The following is a 14,814-nucleotide window of genomic DNA, read 5'->3' on the forward strand; positions in this document are numbered from 1 at the left end:
CGGGGCCGCGCCAAGCCAGTTCAAGGAAGATTATGCCTCCGTCGCCCTATTTGGGCTGGGACGGAGGCGCGCTAGCTCGGCCGCGTGCGTCACGGGCGAAGGCTTCGGTCGCCGCGCGGTCGGCGTCGGTCGGGGCTTCGAAGGCCGGCGGCTTGGCGTCGCGACGGGCCTTGGACGCGTAGGTTTCGCTGTCCTTGAGTTCCCAGGTGCTGGGCGCGGTGGCCGCAGTCAGGGCGTCGCCGGCGCGTTGCTGCTGCACCACAGCCGCGCGGACCTGGTCGGCGGTCGGGACGTCGGTGGGGATCGCCGGGATGTCCGAGAACTTGCGGCGCTCGCCCTTGGCCTTGGCCGCAGCGGTGGCGCGGGCGGCGACCGGCGAGCTGGGATCGACCTTGGCGGTCGAGAACGGCGTCGCGCACGCGGCTACGCCAGCCGTCAGGCCGACGATCAGAGCAACACTTACGATTTTGCGGGTTTCGCCGTTCATTGGTTCTGGTCTTATGCGATGATCGCGACGAGCGAAAGGCGTTCGACGCTGCTTTTCGCGAACACAACAGGCGGAGGAACTCATGGCCACGGCGAAGGCGGCTCCCAAGGCCCGGAAGAAGGCTTCCTCCAAGGACGAGACCGCCGATTCCAAGGCCAAGGCCGCGCCGAAGACCGTCAAGGCGAAGGCCGCGCCGAAGGCCCCGGAACCGCCGCCGAAAGCCGAATCGGCCGGCAAGGCGTCGGGCGGCTTCCACGGGAGGGCGACACCCCCGCCCTTCCCGCCGTTTGAGAACGTGCTCTCGGCCGACCAACTGAAAATGGTCGAGACCCTGTCGGCGAACCTGGCCCGCGCCGCCGTCACCGCCCAGGGCGCGATCGCCGAGGCCGCATTGCGGCAGGCCGACCGTCCGGCCGCCCTGACCCCGGATCCGTTCCATGTCGCGCCGGCCCTGAACGAGGTGATGACCCGCCTGGCCGCCCAGCCCGATCGGCTGATGCGGGCCCAGGCGGATCTGTTCAGCCAGTACATGGATCTCTGGCAGTCGACCGCCCGCCGCGCCGCCGGCGAAGCCGTCACGCCCGTGGTCGCCCCGGCCGCCGGCGATAAGCGCTTCAACGACCCGGACTGGGCCTCCAACCCGATGTTCGACCTGATGAAGCAGTCCTACCTGCTGTCATCCAACTGGCTGAACGGCCTGATCGCCGAGGTCGAGGGCGTCGAGCCGGGCGCCAAGCGCCGGGTCGAGTTCTTCACCAAGATGCTGACCGACGCCTTCTCGCCGTCGAACTTCCTGATCTCCAACCCCGCCGCCCTGCGCGAGGTGGTCCAAACCCAGGGCCAGAGCCTCGTGCGCGGCATGGAGAACTTCGCCGCCGACCTGGAGCGCGGCGGCGGCCAGCTGGCGATCAGCCAGACGGATCTGGCCAAGTTCAAGGTCGGCGAGAACGTCGCCACCGCCCCCGGCAAGGTCGTCTACCAGAACGACATCCTGCAGCTGCTGCAGTTCGATCCGACCACGGAAACGGTCTGCGAGATCCCGCTGCTGATCTTCCCGCCGTGGATCAACAAGTTCTACATCATGGACCTGCGGCCCGAGAACTCGATGATCCGCTGGCTGACCGGCCAGGGCTTCACGGTGTTCGTCGCCTCGTGGGTCAATCCGGACCAGACGCTCGCCGCCAAGACCTTCGAAGACTACATGTTCGAAGGGATCTACGACGCCACCCAGCAGGTCATGACCCAGTGCGGCGTCGATCGCGTCAATACGGTCGGCTACTGCATCGGCGGCACCCTGCTGTCGGTCGCCATGGCCCACATGGCCGCGCGCGGCGACAAGCGGATCAATTCGGCCACCTTCTTCGCCGCCCAGCAGGACTTCGCCGAGGCTGGCGACCTTCTGCTGTTCACCAATGAAGAGTGGCTGCAGTCGATCGAGCAACAGATGGACCAGGCCGGCGGCTTCCTGCCCAGCCAGTCGATGGCCGACACCTTCAACGCCCTGCGTGGCAACGACCTGATCTGGTCGTTCTTCGTCAGCAACTACCTGATGGGCAAGGAGCCACGGCCGTTCGACCTGCTGTTCTGGAACGCCGACCAGACGCGGATGCCCAAGGCCCTGCACCTGTTCTATCTGCGCAATTTCTACAAGGACAACGCCCTGACCACGGGCAAACTCAGCCTTGGCGGCGAGCATCTGGACCTGAGCAAGGTCAAGACGCCGATCTATGTGCAGTCCTCAAAGGACGACCACATCGCGCCCTATCGCAGCGTCTATCGCGGGGCCAAGGCGTTCGGCGGTCCGGTGACCTTCACCATGGCCGGCTCGGGCCACATCGCCGGGGTCATCAACCACCCGGACGCCAAGAAGTACCAGCACTGGACCAACGAAAGCCTGCCCGGCGACGTCGGTGAATGGATCGCAGGCGCGCAGGAGCATCCCGGCTCTTGGTGGCCGCACTGGTCAGCCTGGCTGAAGTCTCGCTCGGGCGATCAGGTCCCAGCCCGCGACCCGGCCAAGGGCAAGCTGAAACCGCTTGAAGATGCGCCAGGCTCGTTCGTAATGGTCCGGTCGAGCGACTAAATTCAAAATTGCAGGCGCTCGCGTTTCGATTGTTCTTAATCGCCTGCAAGACCCATGTTCGCCCAAATGCCGCCCCGATCGTGGCGGAGCTTCCGCGCCATGCTCACGCTGGATCGTAGAACTGTTTTGGGAATGGCCGTCGCCGCGCCCTTCGCGGCCGGCGGCGACGCAAGCCATGCTCTGATCCCGGACGCCGGGCACAAGCTGGCCATGGCCGCCCGCCAACAGGTCGGCGTGACGGTCGACTACGATCCCAGCTACCGAAACATCGGCTATCCGAACGGCGACGTGCTGCGCACCAGCGGTGTCTGCTCCGACGTGCTCGTCCGCGCCGCCCGCGACGCCTGGGACATCGACCTGCAACAGCGGGTGCACGAGGACATGCTCAAGGCCTTCTCGGCCTATCCGTCACGCCGCGAGTGGGGCCTGTCCAAGCCGGACGCCAACATCGATCACCGGCGGGTGCTGAACCTGGAGACCTTCCTGGCGCGGCAAGGCGCCAGCCTGCTCCTGCCCGCCCGGCGGCCGTTCGGCGGCGACGGCTTCGACGCGCCGCAGCCCGGCGACGTGCTGACTTGGCGGCTGAGCGGCGGCCGGCCGCACTTGGGCGTCGTGGTCGACGGTCCTCAGCACGTGCGGGTGGCGCACAACATCGGCGAGGGCGTTCGCGAAGAACCCCTCTGGATGTTCAAGCTGCACAAGCCCGCCGGCCACTACCGCTGGCGGGTTTGAAGACGCCCCTTAGAGGCCCGCGTCTTCCTTGAGGCCCAGGGCGATGTTCATGTTCTGAACGGCCGCGCCCGAAGCGCCCTTGCCCAGATTGTCCAGTAGCGCCACCAGACGCGCCTGGCCACTGCTGTCCGAACCGAACACGAACAGCTTCAACCGGTTGGTGCCGTTCAGGCCCTCCGGGTCCAAGGTCGTCAGGCTCTTGGCTTCGTCCAGCGAGGCGACCTCCACGAACGGCTCGCCCTTGTAGTGCTTCGCCAGCACGCTGTGGATGTCGCCCAGCGACGGGGCGCCGTTCAGGGTCGAGAAGTGCAGCGGCATCTCGACGATCATGCCCTGCAGGTAGCGGCCCACGGCCGGCATGAAGATCGGCCGGCTCAGCAGGCCGCCGTGCATCTGCATTTCCGGCACGTGCTTGTGGCCCATCGACAGGCCGTAGATGCGGTACGGGACCTTGGTGAAGTTTGCGGCGCTCTCGTCCTCGAACTCGGCGATCATGGCCTTGCCGCCGCCGCTGTAGCCCGAGACGGCGTTGTACGAGACCGGCAGTTCCGGCGGCAGGATACCGGCGCTGACCAGCGGCCGCGTCAGGGCGATGGCGCCGGTCGGATAGCAGCCGGGGTTGGAGATGCGCTTGGACTTGGCGATCTTGCCGCGCTGTTCCTTGTCCAGCTCGGCGAAGCCGTAGGTCCAGCCCTCGGCGGTGCGATAGGCGGTCGAGGCGTCGATGATCACGGTGTTCGGGTTGGTGACCAGCGCCACGGCCTCCTTGGCCGCGTCGTCGGGCAGACACAGGATCACCGCGTCGGCGCCGTTCAGCATCTCGGCGCGGGCGTCGGCGTCCTTGCGCTTGTCGGGGTCGATCGAGATCAGTTGCAGATCGGCGCGGGAGATCAGGCGCTCACGGATCTGCAGGCCGGTGGTGCCGGCTTCGCCGTCGATGAAGACCTTGGGCGCGCTCGCCATGCTGCTACTCCTCGACCTGGACAGGGACGCCCAGTCTTTCAACGTCGTGTGACGGATGTCGTGGTGGGTCCTGATCGACCCAAGAGGAAGTCCAAAAGAAAAAGGGCGCTTCGGATAACCGAAGCGCCCTCTTCCAAACGCGTGCGACCGCGCTTAGCGCTTCGAGAACTGGAAGCTGCGGCGGGCCTTGGCCTTGCCGTACTTCTTACGCTCGACGACGCGGCTGTCGCGGGTCAGGAAGCCGTGCGGCTTCAGGACCGGACGCAGGCCGGGTTCGTAGTAGGTCAGGGCCTTGGACAGGCCGTGACGGATGGCGCCGGCTTGACCCGACAGACCCGAGCCTTCGACGGTCACGACGACGTCGAATTGACCCAGACGATCGGTCACTTCCAGCGGCTGGGCGATCATCATGCGCAGCACCGGACGCGCGAAGTAAACTTCCTGGTCGCGGCCGTTGATGGTGATGGAACCCTTGCCCGGCTTGATCCAGACGCGAGCGATCGCGTTCTTGCGCTTGCCGGTCGCGTACGAGCGGCCTTGGGCGTCGATCTTCGGTTCGGCCGGAGCGGCAGCTTCCGGGTTGCTGGACAGGCTGGCCAGCGCTTCAAAGCCTTGTGCGTCGGTCATGGCTTAGAGGCTCCGGGTGTTCTTGGCGTTGCGGGCCGCGAAGTCGATGACTTCGGGGCTTTGCGCTTGGTGCGGGTGCTCGCCGTTGTTGTAGATGAGCAGGTGCGTCAGCTGCTTGCGAGCCAGCGGGCTCTCCTTCGGCAGCATGCGCTCGACGGCCTTTTCCAGAACGCGTTCCGGGAACTTGCCGCCCAGCACCTTGCGCGGGGTGGTCGACTTGACGCCGCCCGGGTGACCGGTGTGACGGTAGTAAACCTTGTCGTCCATCTTCTTGCCGGTGAACTTCACCTTGTCGGCGTTGATGACGACGACGAAGTCACCGCAATCGACGTGCGGGGTATAGTCGGGACGGTGCTTGCCGCGAAGACGCATGGCGATGAACGTCGCCAGACGACCGACAACGGCGTCCTGGGCGTCGACCACGATCCACTTCTTCTCGACCTCGGCCGGCTTCAACGAAGCCGTGATCTTTTGCATGGGATTGATCCGTAATTTCTAGGCGTCCGACCCCGAGAAATCCGGTTTCGTCCGTGTGAGGCGCGGCATGTACGGGAGGCTTCGCGGACTGTCAACAACAGCGACGCAATAAACTTATAAATCTTAGCAAAATCAATGAGATAGATATTACGGTATTATAATACCGCATCAACTCGCCGTTCGGAGTTCAGGCGGCCGCCAGAACCTGACGACCGCCGCTCCGACTAGAAGCGCCAGGCCTTCTTCTTGGCCTTGGGCGCATCGGCTGGCGTAGCTGTCGCGGCCGTCGCGGGGGCGTCGAAGCCGAAGGCATGGCGCATGACCTGGAAGATGTAGCTCTCTTCCACGACGCCGCGCAGCAGGAAGGCCTGCGGACCATCGGCGAAGACGCCGACATCCTCACCCGCGTGGGCGGCGCTGGGAAGGTTGACGACCGCCTGCTGGTGATAGTCGACGTCGTCCAGGTCTTCCTTGGCCGGATCGGCCCGGGTGTCGGCGCCAAGCGGACCGCCGGGACCCGTGGCGAACATCAGGGTCGTATAGGTCTTGCCGTCGGCGGCGATGGCGGGTTCGCCCTCATTGCCCGACACGCCCAGGATCGGAGAATTGCGCGGCGCGTAGCCCGAGATCACCAGGCCGTGGCTGTGGTCGGCGGTGACGACCACCAGGGTGTCCTTCAGGTCGACCTTGGCCAGCACGGCGGCGATGGCTTTGGAGAACTCGACCGTCTCGCTGAGCGTGCGCTTGGCGTTGCCCAGGTGGCTGCCCATGTCGATCTTGCCGCCCTCGACCATCAGGAAGTAGCCGTTCGGGTTCTTGGACAGGACATCGACCGCCGAGGTCGCCATCTCGGCCAGGGTCGGGACGCCCTGCCCCAGCACCGCGCGCTCGACCTCGTAGGGCAGATGCTCGGGCGCGAAGAGGCCAAGGACGTGCTTGGTGTCGGCGGGAACGGCCTTCAGCTGGTCAGCCGTGGTGACGTAGGCCGAGCCCGCGCCCTCGGCTTTAAGCCACTCGGCGGTCAGATCGCGGCCATCGCCGCGCTTGCCCACGTCCTTGCCATCGGGAAGGAAGCGCGAGCGCCCGCCGCCCATGACGACGTCCAGGCGCAGGTTGTCGGGGGCCTCGATCAGCTGGCGGGCGATGTCCTTGCAGCCGGCCTGCAGAGCCTCGACCGGCATGTCGCCGTCGCCTTCCCAGTCGCGATAGGCGGTGTGGGCGTAGGCGCCGGCCGGCGTGGCGTGGGTGACGCGGGTGGTGGTGACGACGCCCGCGGCCTTGCCGCGCGCCTTGGCCAGTTCGGCCAGGGTGTCGACGCCATTGCCCTTCTCGGTCTCGCACTTCTCGCCCAGCGCAGCGCCGGTCAGGCCGATGATCTTGTTGCGGGTCTTCACGCCGGTCATGATCGCCGTGATCCCGGCGGCGCTGTCGGTGACCTGGGTGTCGTGGCTGTAGGTCTTGGACAGCGCCGAATAGGACAGCGTCTCGAAGGCCAGGGAATTGGACTCGCCGTCGACGCCTTTCAGTTGACCATCGTAGATGCGACCGGCCGTGACCGTCGAAATGCCCATGCCGTCGCCCAGGAACAGGATGACGTTCTTGGCCTTGCCCGTGTTCGGGACCACGGCCATCTGCCTGACCAGGGCGGCCTCGCCGGCCTTGTAGTAGGCGTCAGCGGCGCTGATGGCGGCGTTCGGGGTCTCGATCGGTTTCTGGGCGAAGGCGAGAGCGGGAACGGCGACGGACGCGACCAGCGCGAGAACAAGGGGGCGGATCAAGGCCAAGCTCCATGAGGAATCGGCCCGATTTGCGCCTGGCGTGTGACAGTTGTTCGGGGACTCTGTTTCAGCCCCCGAAATTCAGGGCCTCCGGACCCGCCACGCGAAGACAGTCGCCGTCGCCAGCAGCACGGCCGCTCCCGCCTGGTGCAGCACGCCCAGGAAGATCGGCACGCTGGCCATCAGCGTCCAGATCCCCAGGGCCGCCTGCAGGGTGACCACAATCGCCACTGCCAAGGCCACGGCCTTGCTGCCCGCCGCCAGTGGACGGTCACGGCGCGCCAGGAAGGCGACGGCCAGGCCAGCCGCGAACAGGGCGTAGGCCATCAACCGGTGGTGCAGCTGAACAGCGCCCTGGCTGTGCGCTAGCGTGCCCCAGAAGCCCTTTCCCAGATATTCGGCCGGGAAGAAGGCTCCATTCATCAGCGGCCAGTCATTATAGACAAGGCCGGCGTCGTTGCCGGCGACCAGCGCGCCCAGCAGGCTCTGGAAGAACACCGCGCCCAGGAACGCCAGGGCCCAGCCGCGCCAGGCCGAGCGTTCCTCGACCCGCGGCGAGCCGCTCCAGGCGTCCAGCGCCGTCCAGATCAGGGTGACGAACAGGGCCAGCGCCAGGCCCAGGTGGGTCATCAGCCGCTCGGGCGCGACCGAGACCCGCTCGGAAAGACCGCTGGAGACCATCCACCAGCCGACCAGCCCTTGCAGTCCGCCCAGGCCCAGCATGACGGCGCAGCGCCAGATCAGGCGGCGCGGGATGTGGCGGCGGATCAGGAAGACGGCGAACGGGATGGCGAACGCCACGCCCACGGTCCGGCCCAGCAGGCGGTGCGCCCATTCCCACCAGAAGATGCCCTTGTACCCCTCCAGGGTCATGTCGGGGTTCACCAGCTGGAACTGGGGGATTTTCTTGTAGAGCTCGAAACTCTCCCGCCAGGCCTGCTCGGACAGCGGCGGCAGCGAGCCCATGATCGGCTTCCACTGGGTGATCGAAAGGCCTGAGTCGGTCAGGCGGGTCGCGCCGCCCACGACGACCATGGCGAACACCATGGCGGCGACGATGAAAAGCCAGATCGCGACGGGTCGCGAACGGTCGGAACGCAGGAAGGACGTCATGGGGCCTGAAAAGCGTCACTACTGGGCCGAAATGCGGCGAGACCTCCCTACGCCCGACGCCGGCCCGCATCAATGTTTCTGTGGCTCAGCATGACGGCGCCGCGACTTCGTGCGAAAAGCAGCGATCTCGCGCGGGGCGGAACAAGGCAATGAGCGGCATGGGCGTATTCGCTGCGGCGGTGATCGGCATCCTGGCCGGATGGATCGCCGACATCGTGTTGGGTCGCCGCCACTCGCTGTTCATCAAGCTCTTGATCGGCGTGATCGGCTCGTTCATCGGAGCTTTCATCGCCTCGCGCATCGACCTGCACCTGGTCGGATTCGTCGGCGAGCTGATCGTCTCCAGCGTGGGCGCGATCCTGTTCCTGGCCGTGCTCGGCCTTTTCCGGAGAACCGCGTGAGCGATCCCATGATTCCAGCCCGCCAGATCCCCGCGAGACTGCGCAAGCTGATCGGCTCGTTCGCCGTGATGGCTGTGCTGTTCGCCTGGATCTGGGCCTTCACCAGCCTCTACGATCACCTGCCGCAGAACCGCTTCGTGCATCTGGTCTACTTCGTGGCCCTGGGGATGGGCTGGGTGCTGCCCGTGATTCCGCTGATCACGTGGATGGGCAAGGCCGACAAGCCGCTGGACGTCGGCCAAAGATAATTAGGGCCAGCGCCGATCCCGGACATGAAAAAGGCCGCCCCGAAGGGCGGCCTTTCGTCTTCCGTTCTTTCCCGAAGGAAATGGTCGGAGCGACAGGATTTGAACCTGCGACCCCTTGACCCCCAGTCAAGTGCGCTACCAGGCTGCGCCACGCTCCGACGGAAGAGGCGCTCTTATAGGCGCCGCTCCCGCGTTGGGCAACAGCGATTTCGGACGAATTTCACCCCCTGACGAGAAGACCGTCCAGGCGTGATTTGATGGCCGTCAGGTCGTCCAGCGCGAAGGCCAGACGATCGCGCGCGCGTGCGTCCAGGCGCTTGGCGGGCGCTTCCGAAATCTTGTAGTCGAAATTGGGATCCAGGCTGGCCGAGCCGTTCGAGCCGATGCCGGCGGCGATCACCTGGGCCAGGCCCTGATCACGGTGCAGCTTCTGCACGCCCTTGATGGTCAGGCCTTCGCTGTGCAGCAGGGTCCGGACACCGTTCAGCACGGCCACGTCCTGCGGGCGATAGAAGCGCCGCCCGCCCGCCCGTTTCATCGGGCGGATGAAGGAGAACTTGGTTTCCCAGAAACGCAGGACGTGCTGCGGCACGCCCAACTCGTCGGCGGCCTCGGAGATCGTGCGGAAGGCGTTAGGCCCCTTCGCCACCGCATCGAACTCCTAGTCGCCGAGGGCGCGGTCGATTCGCGCCTTCATGACCTGGGAAGCGCGGAAACCGATCACCCGACGGGGTTCGATCTCGGCCGGCTCGCCGGTCTTGGGATTACGCCCCATGCGGGCGCGCTTGGCGCGGACCTGGAAGACGCCGAAACCGGAAAGCTTGACCGTTTCGCCCTCTTCGAGCGCCTCGGCCACGAGATCCAGGGTGCGTTCCACGAGCCCGGCGCAGTCCTGACGGGTCAAACCGACCTCTTCATGGACCGCCTCGCACAGGTCGGCCCGGGTCAAAGTAGCGCCCTTCATGCAACCCCCTTCACGCGTATCTTGGCGGTCCAACAGACCACCTCCGATGGAGTACTCGCGGCGAACCTGAGTATGCCGCGACCGCCCTCAACAGGCCGCGCCCAAATTCACCGACGACCTCATGCCGTGATTATCGCATGAAGTCAAAGGCTCAACACCAACAGTTCAGGCCGGGCGAGAACTCCGGGCAAGTTGCGCCTTAAAAGCGCGATAGCCCAAAGTGAATGCCGGTTTCGGCGACCATCGCGCGTAAAGCCCTAGAGCCGCAGAACGCAGGCGCCCCAGGTCAGGCCGCCCCCCATGGCTTCCAGCAGCAGGAGGTCGCCCTTCTTGATCCGACCATCCTTCACGCCGTGCGCAAAGGCCAGCGGGATCGAAGCAGCCGAGGTGTTGGCATGGATCGCGACCGTCGAGATCACCTTGTCCTCGTCGATGCCGCAGCGATGCGCCACGCCGGCCAGGATGCGCTGGTTGGCCTGGTGTGGGATGAACCAGTCGACATCGGCCACCGCAACATCGGCCTGAACCGCCGCCGCGTGGATGGCCTCTGAGATATTGACCACAGCGTGCTTGAAGACCTGGTTGCCCAGCATCCGCAGCTTGCCGACCGTGCCGGTCGTGGAGACGCCGCCGTCGACATAGAGCAGATCCTGCTTGGTCCCGTCGGCGCGCAGGGCGAAGCCCAGCATGCCCTGGTCCTCGGTGGTCCCCTCGCCTTCCTTCGGCTCCAGCACAACCGCGCCGGCCCCATCGCCGAACAGCACGCAGGTGCCGCGGTCGCTCCAGTCCATCAGGCGGGTCATGGTCTCGGCGCCGATCACCAGGGCGCACTTGGCGTGGCCGCGCGCCACGAAGCCGTCGGCGACGCTCAAGGCGTAGACGAAGCCCGAGCAGACGGCCTGGATGTCGAAGGCGATGCCGACCGGCGCGCCCAGCTTGCGCTGAACCATGGTGGCGACGGCGGGAAAGGTCAGGTCGGCGGTGGTGGTGGCCACAATGATCAGATCAACGTCGGCGGCGGACTTGCCGGCGGCTTCCAGAGCCTCCTTGGCCGCTTCGACGGCCAGATCCGAGACCGGCTGGTCGTCGGCGGCCTGGTGGCGCTGGCGGATACCCGTGCGCTCGATGATCCAGGCGTCGCTCGTGTCGACGAACTTGGCCAGGTCGTCGTTCGTCACGATCTTCGGCGGCAGGTACGCGCCGACGCCAGTCACTGCACTGCGAGTTACGCTCACTCGGCCGCTCCCTGCCCCTGCTCCGGGGCTTCGCTCTTGGCCGCGACAGCGGTCAGACGCTTCAGATTTCTGTCGATCTCGGCGCGGAAATCGCTGCGCGCGAGGTTGGTCGCGACCCGGATGGCCGACTCGAAACCGTTGGCGTCCGCGCCGCCGTGGCTCTTCACCACGATCCCGTTCAGGCCCAGCAGCGGCGCCCCGTTCACCCGGCTCGGGTCGAGCCGCTTGCGCATCTTGGAGAGCGCGCCCGAGGCGATCGCCGCGCCCAGCATGGCCAGCGGGCCCGAGGTCAGGGTCGACTTGATCTCGTTCGAGAAGAACCGCGCCATGCCCTCGGCCGTCTTCAGGGCCACATTGCCGGTAAAGCCGTCGGTGACCACGACATCGACGGTCCCATAGGCGATGTCGTTACCCTCGACGAAGCCGTGGTAGTCGAAATCGAGCTTGGCTTCGCGCAGGATGGCGTGGGCTTCCCGGACCTCCTCGTGGCCCTTCTGGTCCTCGGAGCCGACGTTCAGCAGGCCCACGGTCGGGCGCTTGGAGCCATGCACGGCGTGATGGAAAGCCGCGCCCATGATCGCGAACTCGACCAGCTGCGCCGCATCGCTTTCGACATTGGCGCCGACGTCCAGAACAGTGGTCACGCCCTTCATGTTGGGCCAGTTGGCGACGATCGCCGGTCGCTCCAGGCCCGCGCCCATCCGCAAAATCAGCTTGGAGATCGCCATCAAGGCGCCGGTGTTGCCGGCCGATACGCAGGCCTGGGCCTCGTTCTCGCGCAGAGCCTCGATGGCGTTCCACATCGACGAGCCCTTGCCCCGGCGCATAGCCTGGGCGGGCTTCTCGTCCATGGCGATCACCTTATCGCTATGGCGGATCTCGCTAACCAACTTGGCGGCGGGACATTTGGCCAGCTCGGCCTCGATCTTCGCGCCGTCGCCATGCAGCAGGAACCGCACCTCCGGATGGGCCTTGGCCGCTTGCGCGACACCGGGCACGACGACGGAGGGGCCGTGGTCGCCGCCCATGGCGTCGACCGAAATGACTACGGATTTGGACACGTGGCGCTGTGAGCTCCGAGAGGCGGTCTCGCCGGGCGGCGGACGATACATCCGCGTGAATATCACGCAAGCGGTCGAGTCGGGCGCTTGCGCCCTACTCGCTCTTGCCTTTCAGGCTCTTCAGCGCCGCGAACGGGGACAATTCGACCGGCTCGGGCGGCTGGACGAACACCGCGCCCGGCTTGCGGGGAAACGGATCCAGCTCCAGGGCCAGGTGTTCGATGACGTAACCCGAGACGTCGATCTTGTCGCCCTCCAGCACGTCCGGCGGATCGTCGGCGTCGGGATCGACACCCAGATCGCCGCTGTCCTCGTCCTGCGGCGCGTTCCTGCTGTTGGCCGGCAGCACGCGCAGGTCGAAGCGCGCGTCGATCGGCGTTTCGAAATCGTCGGCAGTCGCGCTGCAGGTCTGAACGACTCGGGCGCGCAGGATGCCCGAGACCTCGGCCCCGTCCAGCCACGAGGTCAGGAACACCTCGGCGCTCAGCTCTTCCAGGCTGACCAGACCCAGCTGCTTGGCGATCGCCTGCCGCTGTTCGGCCGACGGCTCCAGGCGCAGCTTGACGGCGCCACGGTCGACCTGGGCCAGCGGGATTTCACACGGCCAGGGCGCGGTCACGGGTTCGGCCACGTCACGTCTCCTTGCAGCAGGCTCTCCAGCGGCTGTTCCGCCAGGGACTCGCGCGTCTTGATCACATAGGCGGCCAGGGCCGCCGTGTCGCCCTCGCCGCGCTCCTCGAACGCGGTGCGGGCCAGGAAGTCGGTCACGCCCGCCCGTTCAGGCAGGGTGGCGACGGCTTCATCATAGGCCTTCAGGCGGCCGTAGAAGGCGCCAGCCAGCTTCTTCATCTTCTTGCCGACCGCGGTGTCGGAGACGCCGATCTCGCGGAAGGCGTCGTCCAGGCCCTTCACATACGAGTCGAACACCGCCTGAGAGGTCTCGGCCGCCGCTTCGCCCTGCCCCTTCAATCGCTCGATCAGGAAGATGACGTGAAGGCTGAACAGTTCGAACCGGCCTTCCAGCGAGTCGCGAACGCCAAGATCGCGATAAAAGGCCACGGAACGGGCCTGGGCCACCGCGCCAGCATAGAGCTTGGCTCCCGCCGCCTTGGCGGGCCTGGGCTTGAGCCACCGATCCAGAAACATGAAACGCCTCGATTTCGCCGCGACATCCCGCTAGACGCAGGGTCCGCTTTCACGCGGGCATTGAACTAAGCTCCTGCGGGCGATAGGTCAAAGTCTGCATTTTTCCGGTTCGGAGCCTTGATGTCTCGCCCCGCCGTTTTCGCCGCCGCCATTCTGGGCCTGGCGATCGCCACCTCCGCCTGTACGCCGCTGACCAGCTACTCCGGCTTTCAGGCCATCGAGGCCAAGCCCACCGACATGAAAGTCGGCGAGGACAGCAAGTCGACCCTGATGGAAAAGCTGGGTTCGCCGTCGGCGGTTTCGACCTTCGACAACAACACCTGGTACTACATCTCGCAGACGACCGACCGCGTGGCCTTCTACATGCCGCGCGTGATCAAGCGCGACGTGGTGGCTATCAAGTTCAACCAGGCCGACGAAAAGGTCGCGTCGGTGAACACCTATTCGCTGAAGGACGGCAAGGTCATCGCCTACAACGGCCGCGAGACCCCGACCCGCGGCCGCGAGATGACCATTCTCGAACAGCTGCTCGGCAACGTCGGCCGCGGCGGCATGCTCCCGCAGGATGACGAGGCGCCGGGCCAGCGTCCAGGCGGCCGCTAGACCAAAAAGTCGACAACTCGACAGATCACATAAGCCGTCCACTGCAAGGTGGGCGGCTTTTTCGCGCGCTGATTATATCGCCGCCCGCCGCTATCGGCGCAGCTTAGTAAATCCAGGCCATTTAATCTGAATTCGATATTCACCGTCTCAATTCAGAGATGGAACCCGACCATCAACACTTCATAAACCCGAAATGGGTCACGATCGACTCAAGCCACCTAAGTCGTGGCGCGATGAATTCACGGCGACGTTGGGAGACGCACTGTGGAGGGCATGGACCTTCGTGACGTATCGGTGCTTCTGGTCGACGACAACGCGAACATGCGCAAGCTCGTGGGCGAAATGCTCAAGGCCGCCGGCGTTCGCAGGATCCGCGAGGCGGGTGATGGCCTTGGCGGGCTGAAGATCTTTCAGACGCAGGAGATCGACATCGTCTTCACCGACCTGATGATGTCGCCCGTCGACGGCCTGGCGTTCATTCGCTGGATCCGCACCTCGAGCGCCAGTCCCAATCCGTACGTGCCGATCATCATGATGACGGGCCACGCCACCCAGCGGACGCTGACCGCCGCGCGCATGGCCGGGGTCACGGAGTTCCTGGCCAAGCCGCTGACCGCGCGCGGGGTCATGCACCGGATCAATGAGATCGTGAACAATCCCCGGCCTTTCGTGCGGGCCAGCGCGTATTTCGGCCCCTGTCGGCGCCGGCGGATCGACCATGAGTTCTCAGGCGTCGAACGCCGCGGAGATCCGGCGGACGAGATCACGGACGCCCTGGCGCAGATGGATCACGAAGACGTCTACTGATCTCCCCGCACCACCCTCACCGAGGATGGGCCCGGAAAACAAAACGCCCCGGAGGAAACTCCGGGGCGTTCCAGTTTCAGGCGTGCTCC

General features: G+C 65.9%; 18 protein-coding genes and 1 tRNA gene. 6 read left to right on the top strand and 13 right to left on the bottom strand.

What is annotated here, in order from left to right:
* Positions 1-46: 46 nt before the first annotated feature.
* Positions 47-487 (bottom strand): hypothetical protein, encoded by a 441-nt coding sequence (locus CSW62_RS14300; RefSeq protein ID WP_099578866.1) that lies wholly within the window; start codon positions 485-487, stop codon positions 47-49.
* Positions 488-569: 82 nt separating this feature from the next.
* On the opposite strand from CSW62_RS14300, the gene CSW62_RS14305 reads away from it, so the two are divergent.
* A complete protein-coding gene (locus CSW62_RS14305; RefSeq protein WP_199170603.1) occupies positions 570-2,570 on the top strand; it encodes a class I poly(R)-hydroxyalkanoic acid synthase in 2,001 nt (666 codons plus the stop codon).
* A gap of 99 nt (positions 2,571-2,669) precedes the next feature.
* Positions 2,670-3,302, top strand: coding sequence for a DUF1287 domain-containing protein (locus CSW62_RS14310; RefSeq protein WP_099582305.1), 633 nt, complete (start codon positions 2,670-2,672; stop codon positions 3,300-3,302).
* Between the two features lie 9 nt (positions 3,303-3,311).
* Here the strand turns inward: CSW62_RS14310 and argC are convergent, their stop codons facing one another.
* The 5 genes from argC to CSW62_RS14335 all read right to left on the bottom strand — a co-directional run bounded on the left by argC (position 3,312) and on the right by CSW62_RS14335 (position 8,260).
* A complete protein-coding gene (gene argC / locus CSW62_RS14315) occupies positions 3,312-4,265 on the bottom strand; it encodes an N-acetyl-gamma-glutamyl-phosphate reductase (RefSeq protein ID WP_099578868.1) in 954 nt (317 codons plus the stop codon).
* A gap of 153 nt (positions 4,266-4,418) precedes the next feature.
* Complete coding sequence (gene rpsI / locus CSW62_RS14320; RefSeq protein WP_096051467.1) at positions 4,419-4,892, bottom strand: 30S ribosomal protein S9; 474 nt, start codon at positions 4,890-4,892, stop codon at positions 4,419-4,421.
* Positions 4,893-4,895: 3 nt separating this feature from the next.
* Entirely contained in the window at positions 4,896-5,369 is a 474-nt protein-coding gene (gene rplM / locus CSW62_RS14325; RefSeq protein ID WP_099578870.1) for a 50S ribosomal protein L13, read from the bottom strand.
* Between the two features lie 224 nt (positions 5,370-5,593).
* On the bottom strand, positions 5,594-7,147 hold the full coding sequence (locus tag CSW62_RS14330) for an alkaline phosphatase (RefSeq protein WP_233206689.1): 1,554 nt from the start codon (positions 7,145-7,147) through the stop codon (positions 5,594-5,596).
* 81 nt (positions 7,148-7,228) lie between these two features.
* Positions 7,229-8,260: a COX15/CtaA family protein gene (locus CSW62_RS14335; protein WP_099578872.1), complete on the bottom strand. Its 1,032-nt coding sequence runs from the start codon at positions 8,258-8,260 to the stop codon at positions 7,229-7,231.
* A gap of 149 nt (positions 8,261-8,409) precedes the next feature.
* Here CSW62_RS14335 and CSW62_RS14340 point away from each other — a divergent pair, with 149 nt between their 5' ends.
* Both CSW62_RS14340 and CSW62_RS14345 read left to right on the top strand, forming a co-directional pair.
* A complete protein-coding gene (locus CSW62_RS14340) occupies positions 8,410-8,661 on the top strand; it encodes a GlsB/YeaQ/YmgE family stress response membrane protein (protein ID WP_099578874.1) in 252 nt (83 codons plus the stop codon).
* A gap of 8 nt (positions 8,662-8,669) precedes the next feature.
* Entirely contained in the window at positions 8,670-8,909 is a 240-nt protein-coding gene (locus CSW62_RS14345) for a DUF2842 domain-containing protein (RefSeq protein ID WP_099582306.1), read from the top strand.
* A gap of 81 nt (positions 8,910-8,990) precedes the next feature.
* On the opposite strand, the gene CSW62_RS14350 is transcribed toward CSW62_RS14345, so the two are convergent.
* The 7 genes from CSW62_RS14350 to CSW62_RS14380 form a co-directional block, all read right to left on the bottom strand.
* Positions 8,991-9,067, bottom strand: a tRNA-Pro gene (locus CSW62_RS14350).
* Between the two features lie 62 nt (positions 9,068-9,129).
* Positions 9,130-9,558: a MerR family transcriptional regulator gene (locus CSW62_RS14355; protein WP_099578876.1), complete on the bottom strand. Its 429-nt coding sequence runs from the start codon at positions 9,556-9,558 to the stop codon at positions 9,130-9,132.
* A 12-nt stretch (positions 9,559-9,570) separates the two neighbouring features.
* Positions 9,571-9,873, bottom strand: coding sequence for an integration host factor subunit alpha (locus CSW62_RS14360; RefSeq protein WP_099578878.1), 303 nt, complete (start codon positions 9,871-9,873; stop codon positions 9,571-9,573).
* Positions 9,874-10,130: 257 nt separating this feature from the next.
* Positions 10,131-11,108 carry a beta-ketoacyl-ACP synthase III gene (locus CSW62_RS14365; RefSeq protein WP_099578880.1) on the bottom strand — a complete coding sequence of 326 codons (978 nt, stop codon included), beginning with the start codon at positions 11,106-11,108 and terminating at the stop codon, positions 10,131-10,133.
* The gene (plsX, locus tag CSW62_RS14370) at positions 11,105-12,169 is read right to left on the bottom strand and encodes a phosphate acyltransferase PlsX (protein ID WP_099582307.1); all 1,065 of its coding nucleotides are present in this window, start codon (positions 12,167-12,169) and stop codon (positions 11,105-11,107) included. The genes CSW62_RS14365 and plsX overlap by 4 nt, the downstream gene beginning before the upstream one ends.
* A gap of 94 nt (positions 12,170-12,263) precedes the next feature.
* Entirely contained in the window at positions 12,264-12,800 is a 537-nt protein-coding gene (locus tag CSW62_RS14375) for a DUF177 domain-containing protein (protein WP_099578882.1), read from the bottom strand.
* Complete coding sequence (locus CSW62_RS14380) at positions 12,785-13,315, bottom strand: ubiquinol-cytochrome C chaperone family protein (RefSeq protein WP_099578884.1); 531 nt, start codon at positions 13,313-13,315, stop codon at positions 12,785-12,787. Before CSW62_RS14380 ends, CSW62_RS14375 begins: the two co-directional genes overlap by 16 nt.
* A 120-nt stretch (positions 13,316-13,435) precedes the next feature.
* Between CSW62_RS14380 and CSW62_RS14385 the strand changes: the two genes are divergently transcribed.
* Positions 13,436-13,918 (top strand): outer membrane protein assembly factor BamE, encoded by a 483-nt coding sequence (locus CSW62_RS14385; RefSeq protein WP_099578886.1) that lies wholly within the window; start codon positions 13,436-13,438, stop codon positions 13,916-13,918.
* Positions 13,919-14,182: 264 nt separating this feature from the next.
* Complete coding sequence (locus tag CSW62_RS14390) at positions 14,183-14,725, top strand: response regulator (RefSeq protein WP_199170605.1); 543 nt, start codon at positions 14,183-14,185, stop codon at positions 14,723-14,725.
* Positions 14,726-14,814: the final 89 nt, after the last annotated feature.

This window comes from Caulobacter sp. FWC2 (genome assembly GCF_002742625.1).
Lineage (GTDB): Bacteria > Pseudomonadota > Alphaproteobacteria > Caulobacterales > Caulobacteraceae > Caulobacter.

Coding starts and splice junctions, on each gene's coding strand:
- CSW62_RS14335 (WP_099578872.1), bottom strand. CDS start 8,260: ATGACGTCCTTCCTGCGTTCCGACCGTTCGCGACCCGTCGCGATCTGG.
- rpsI (WP_096051467.1), bottom strand. CDS start 4,892: ATGACCGACGCACAAGGCTTTGAAGCGCTGGCCAGCCTGTCCAGCAAC.
- CSW62_RS14300 (WP_099578866.1), bottom strand. CDS start 487: ATGAACGGCGAAACCCGCAAAATCGTAAGTGTTGCTCTGATCGTCGGC.
- CSW62_RS14310 (WP_099582305.1), top strand. CDS start 2,670: ATGCTCACGCTGGATCGTAGAACTGTTTTGGGAATGGCCGTCGCCGCG.
- CSW62_RS14345 (WP_099582306.1), top strand. CDS start 8,670: ATGATTCCAGCCCGCCAGATCCCCGCGAGACTGCGCAAGCTGATCGGC.
- CSW62_RS14340 (WP_099578874.1), top strand. CDS start 8,410: ATGAGCGGCATGGGCGTATTCGCTGCGGCGGTGATCGGCATCCTGGCC.
- CSW62_RS14360 (WP_099578878.1), bottom strand. CDS start 9,873: ATGAAGGGCGCTACTTTGACCCGGGCCGACCTGTGCGAGGCGGTCCAT.
- CSW62_RS14380 (WP_099578884.1), bottom strand. CDS start 13,315: ATGTTTCTGGATCGGTGGCTCAAGCCCAGGCCCGCCAAGGCGGCGGGA.
- CSW62_RS14385 (WP_099578886.1), top strand. CDS start 13,436: ATGTCTCGCCCCGCCGTTTTCGCCGCCGCCATTCTGGGCCTGGCGATC.
- argC (WP_099578868.1), bottom strand. CDS start 4,265: ATGGCGAGCGCGCCCAAGGTCTTCATCGACGGCGAAGCCGGCACCACC.
- rplM (WP_099578870.1), bottom strand. CDS start 5,369: ATGCAAAAGATCACGGCTTCGTTGAAGCCGGCCGAGGTCGAGAAGAAG.
- CSW62_RS14305 (WP_199170603.1), top strand. CDS start 570: ATGGCCACGGCGAAGGCGGCTCCCAAGGCCCGGAAGAAGGCTTCCTCC.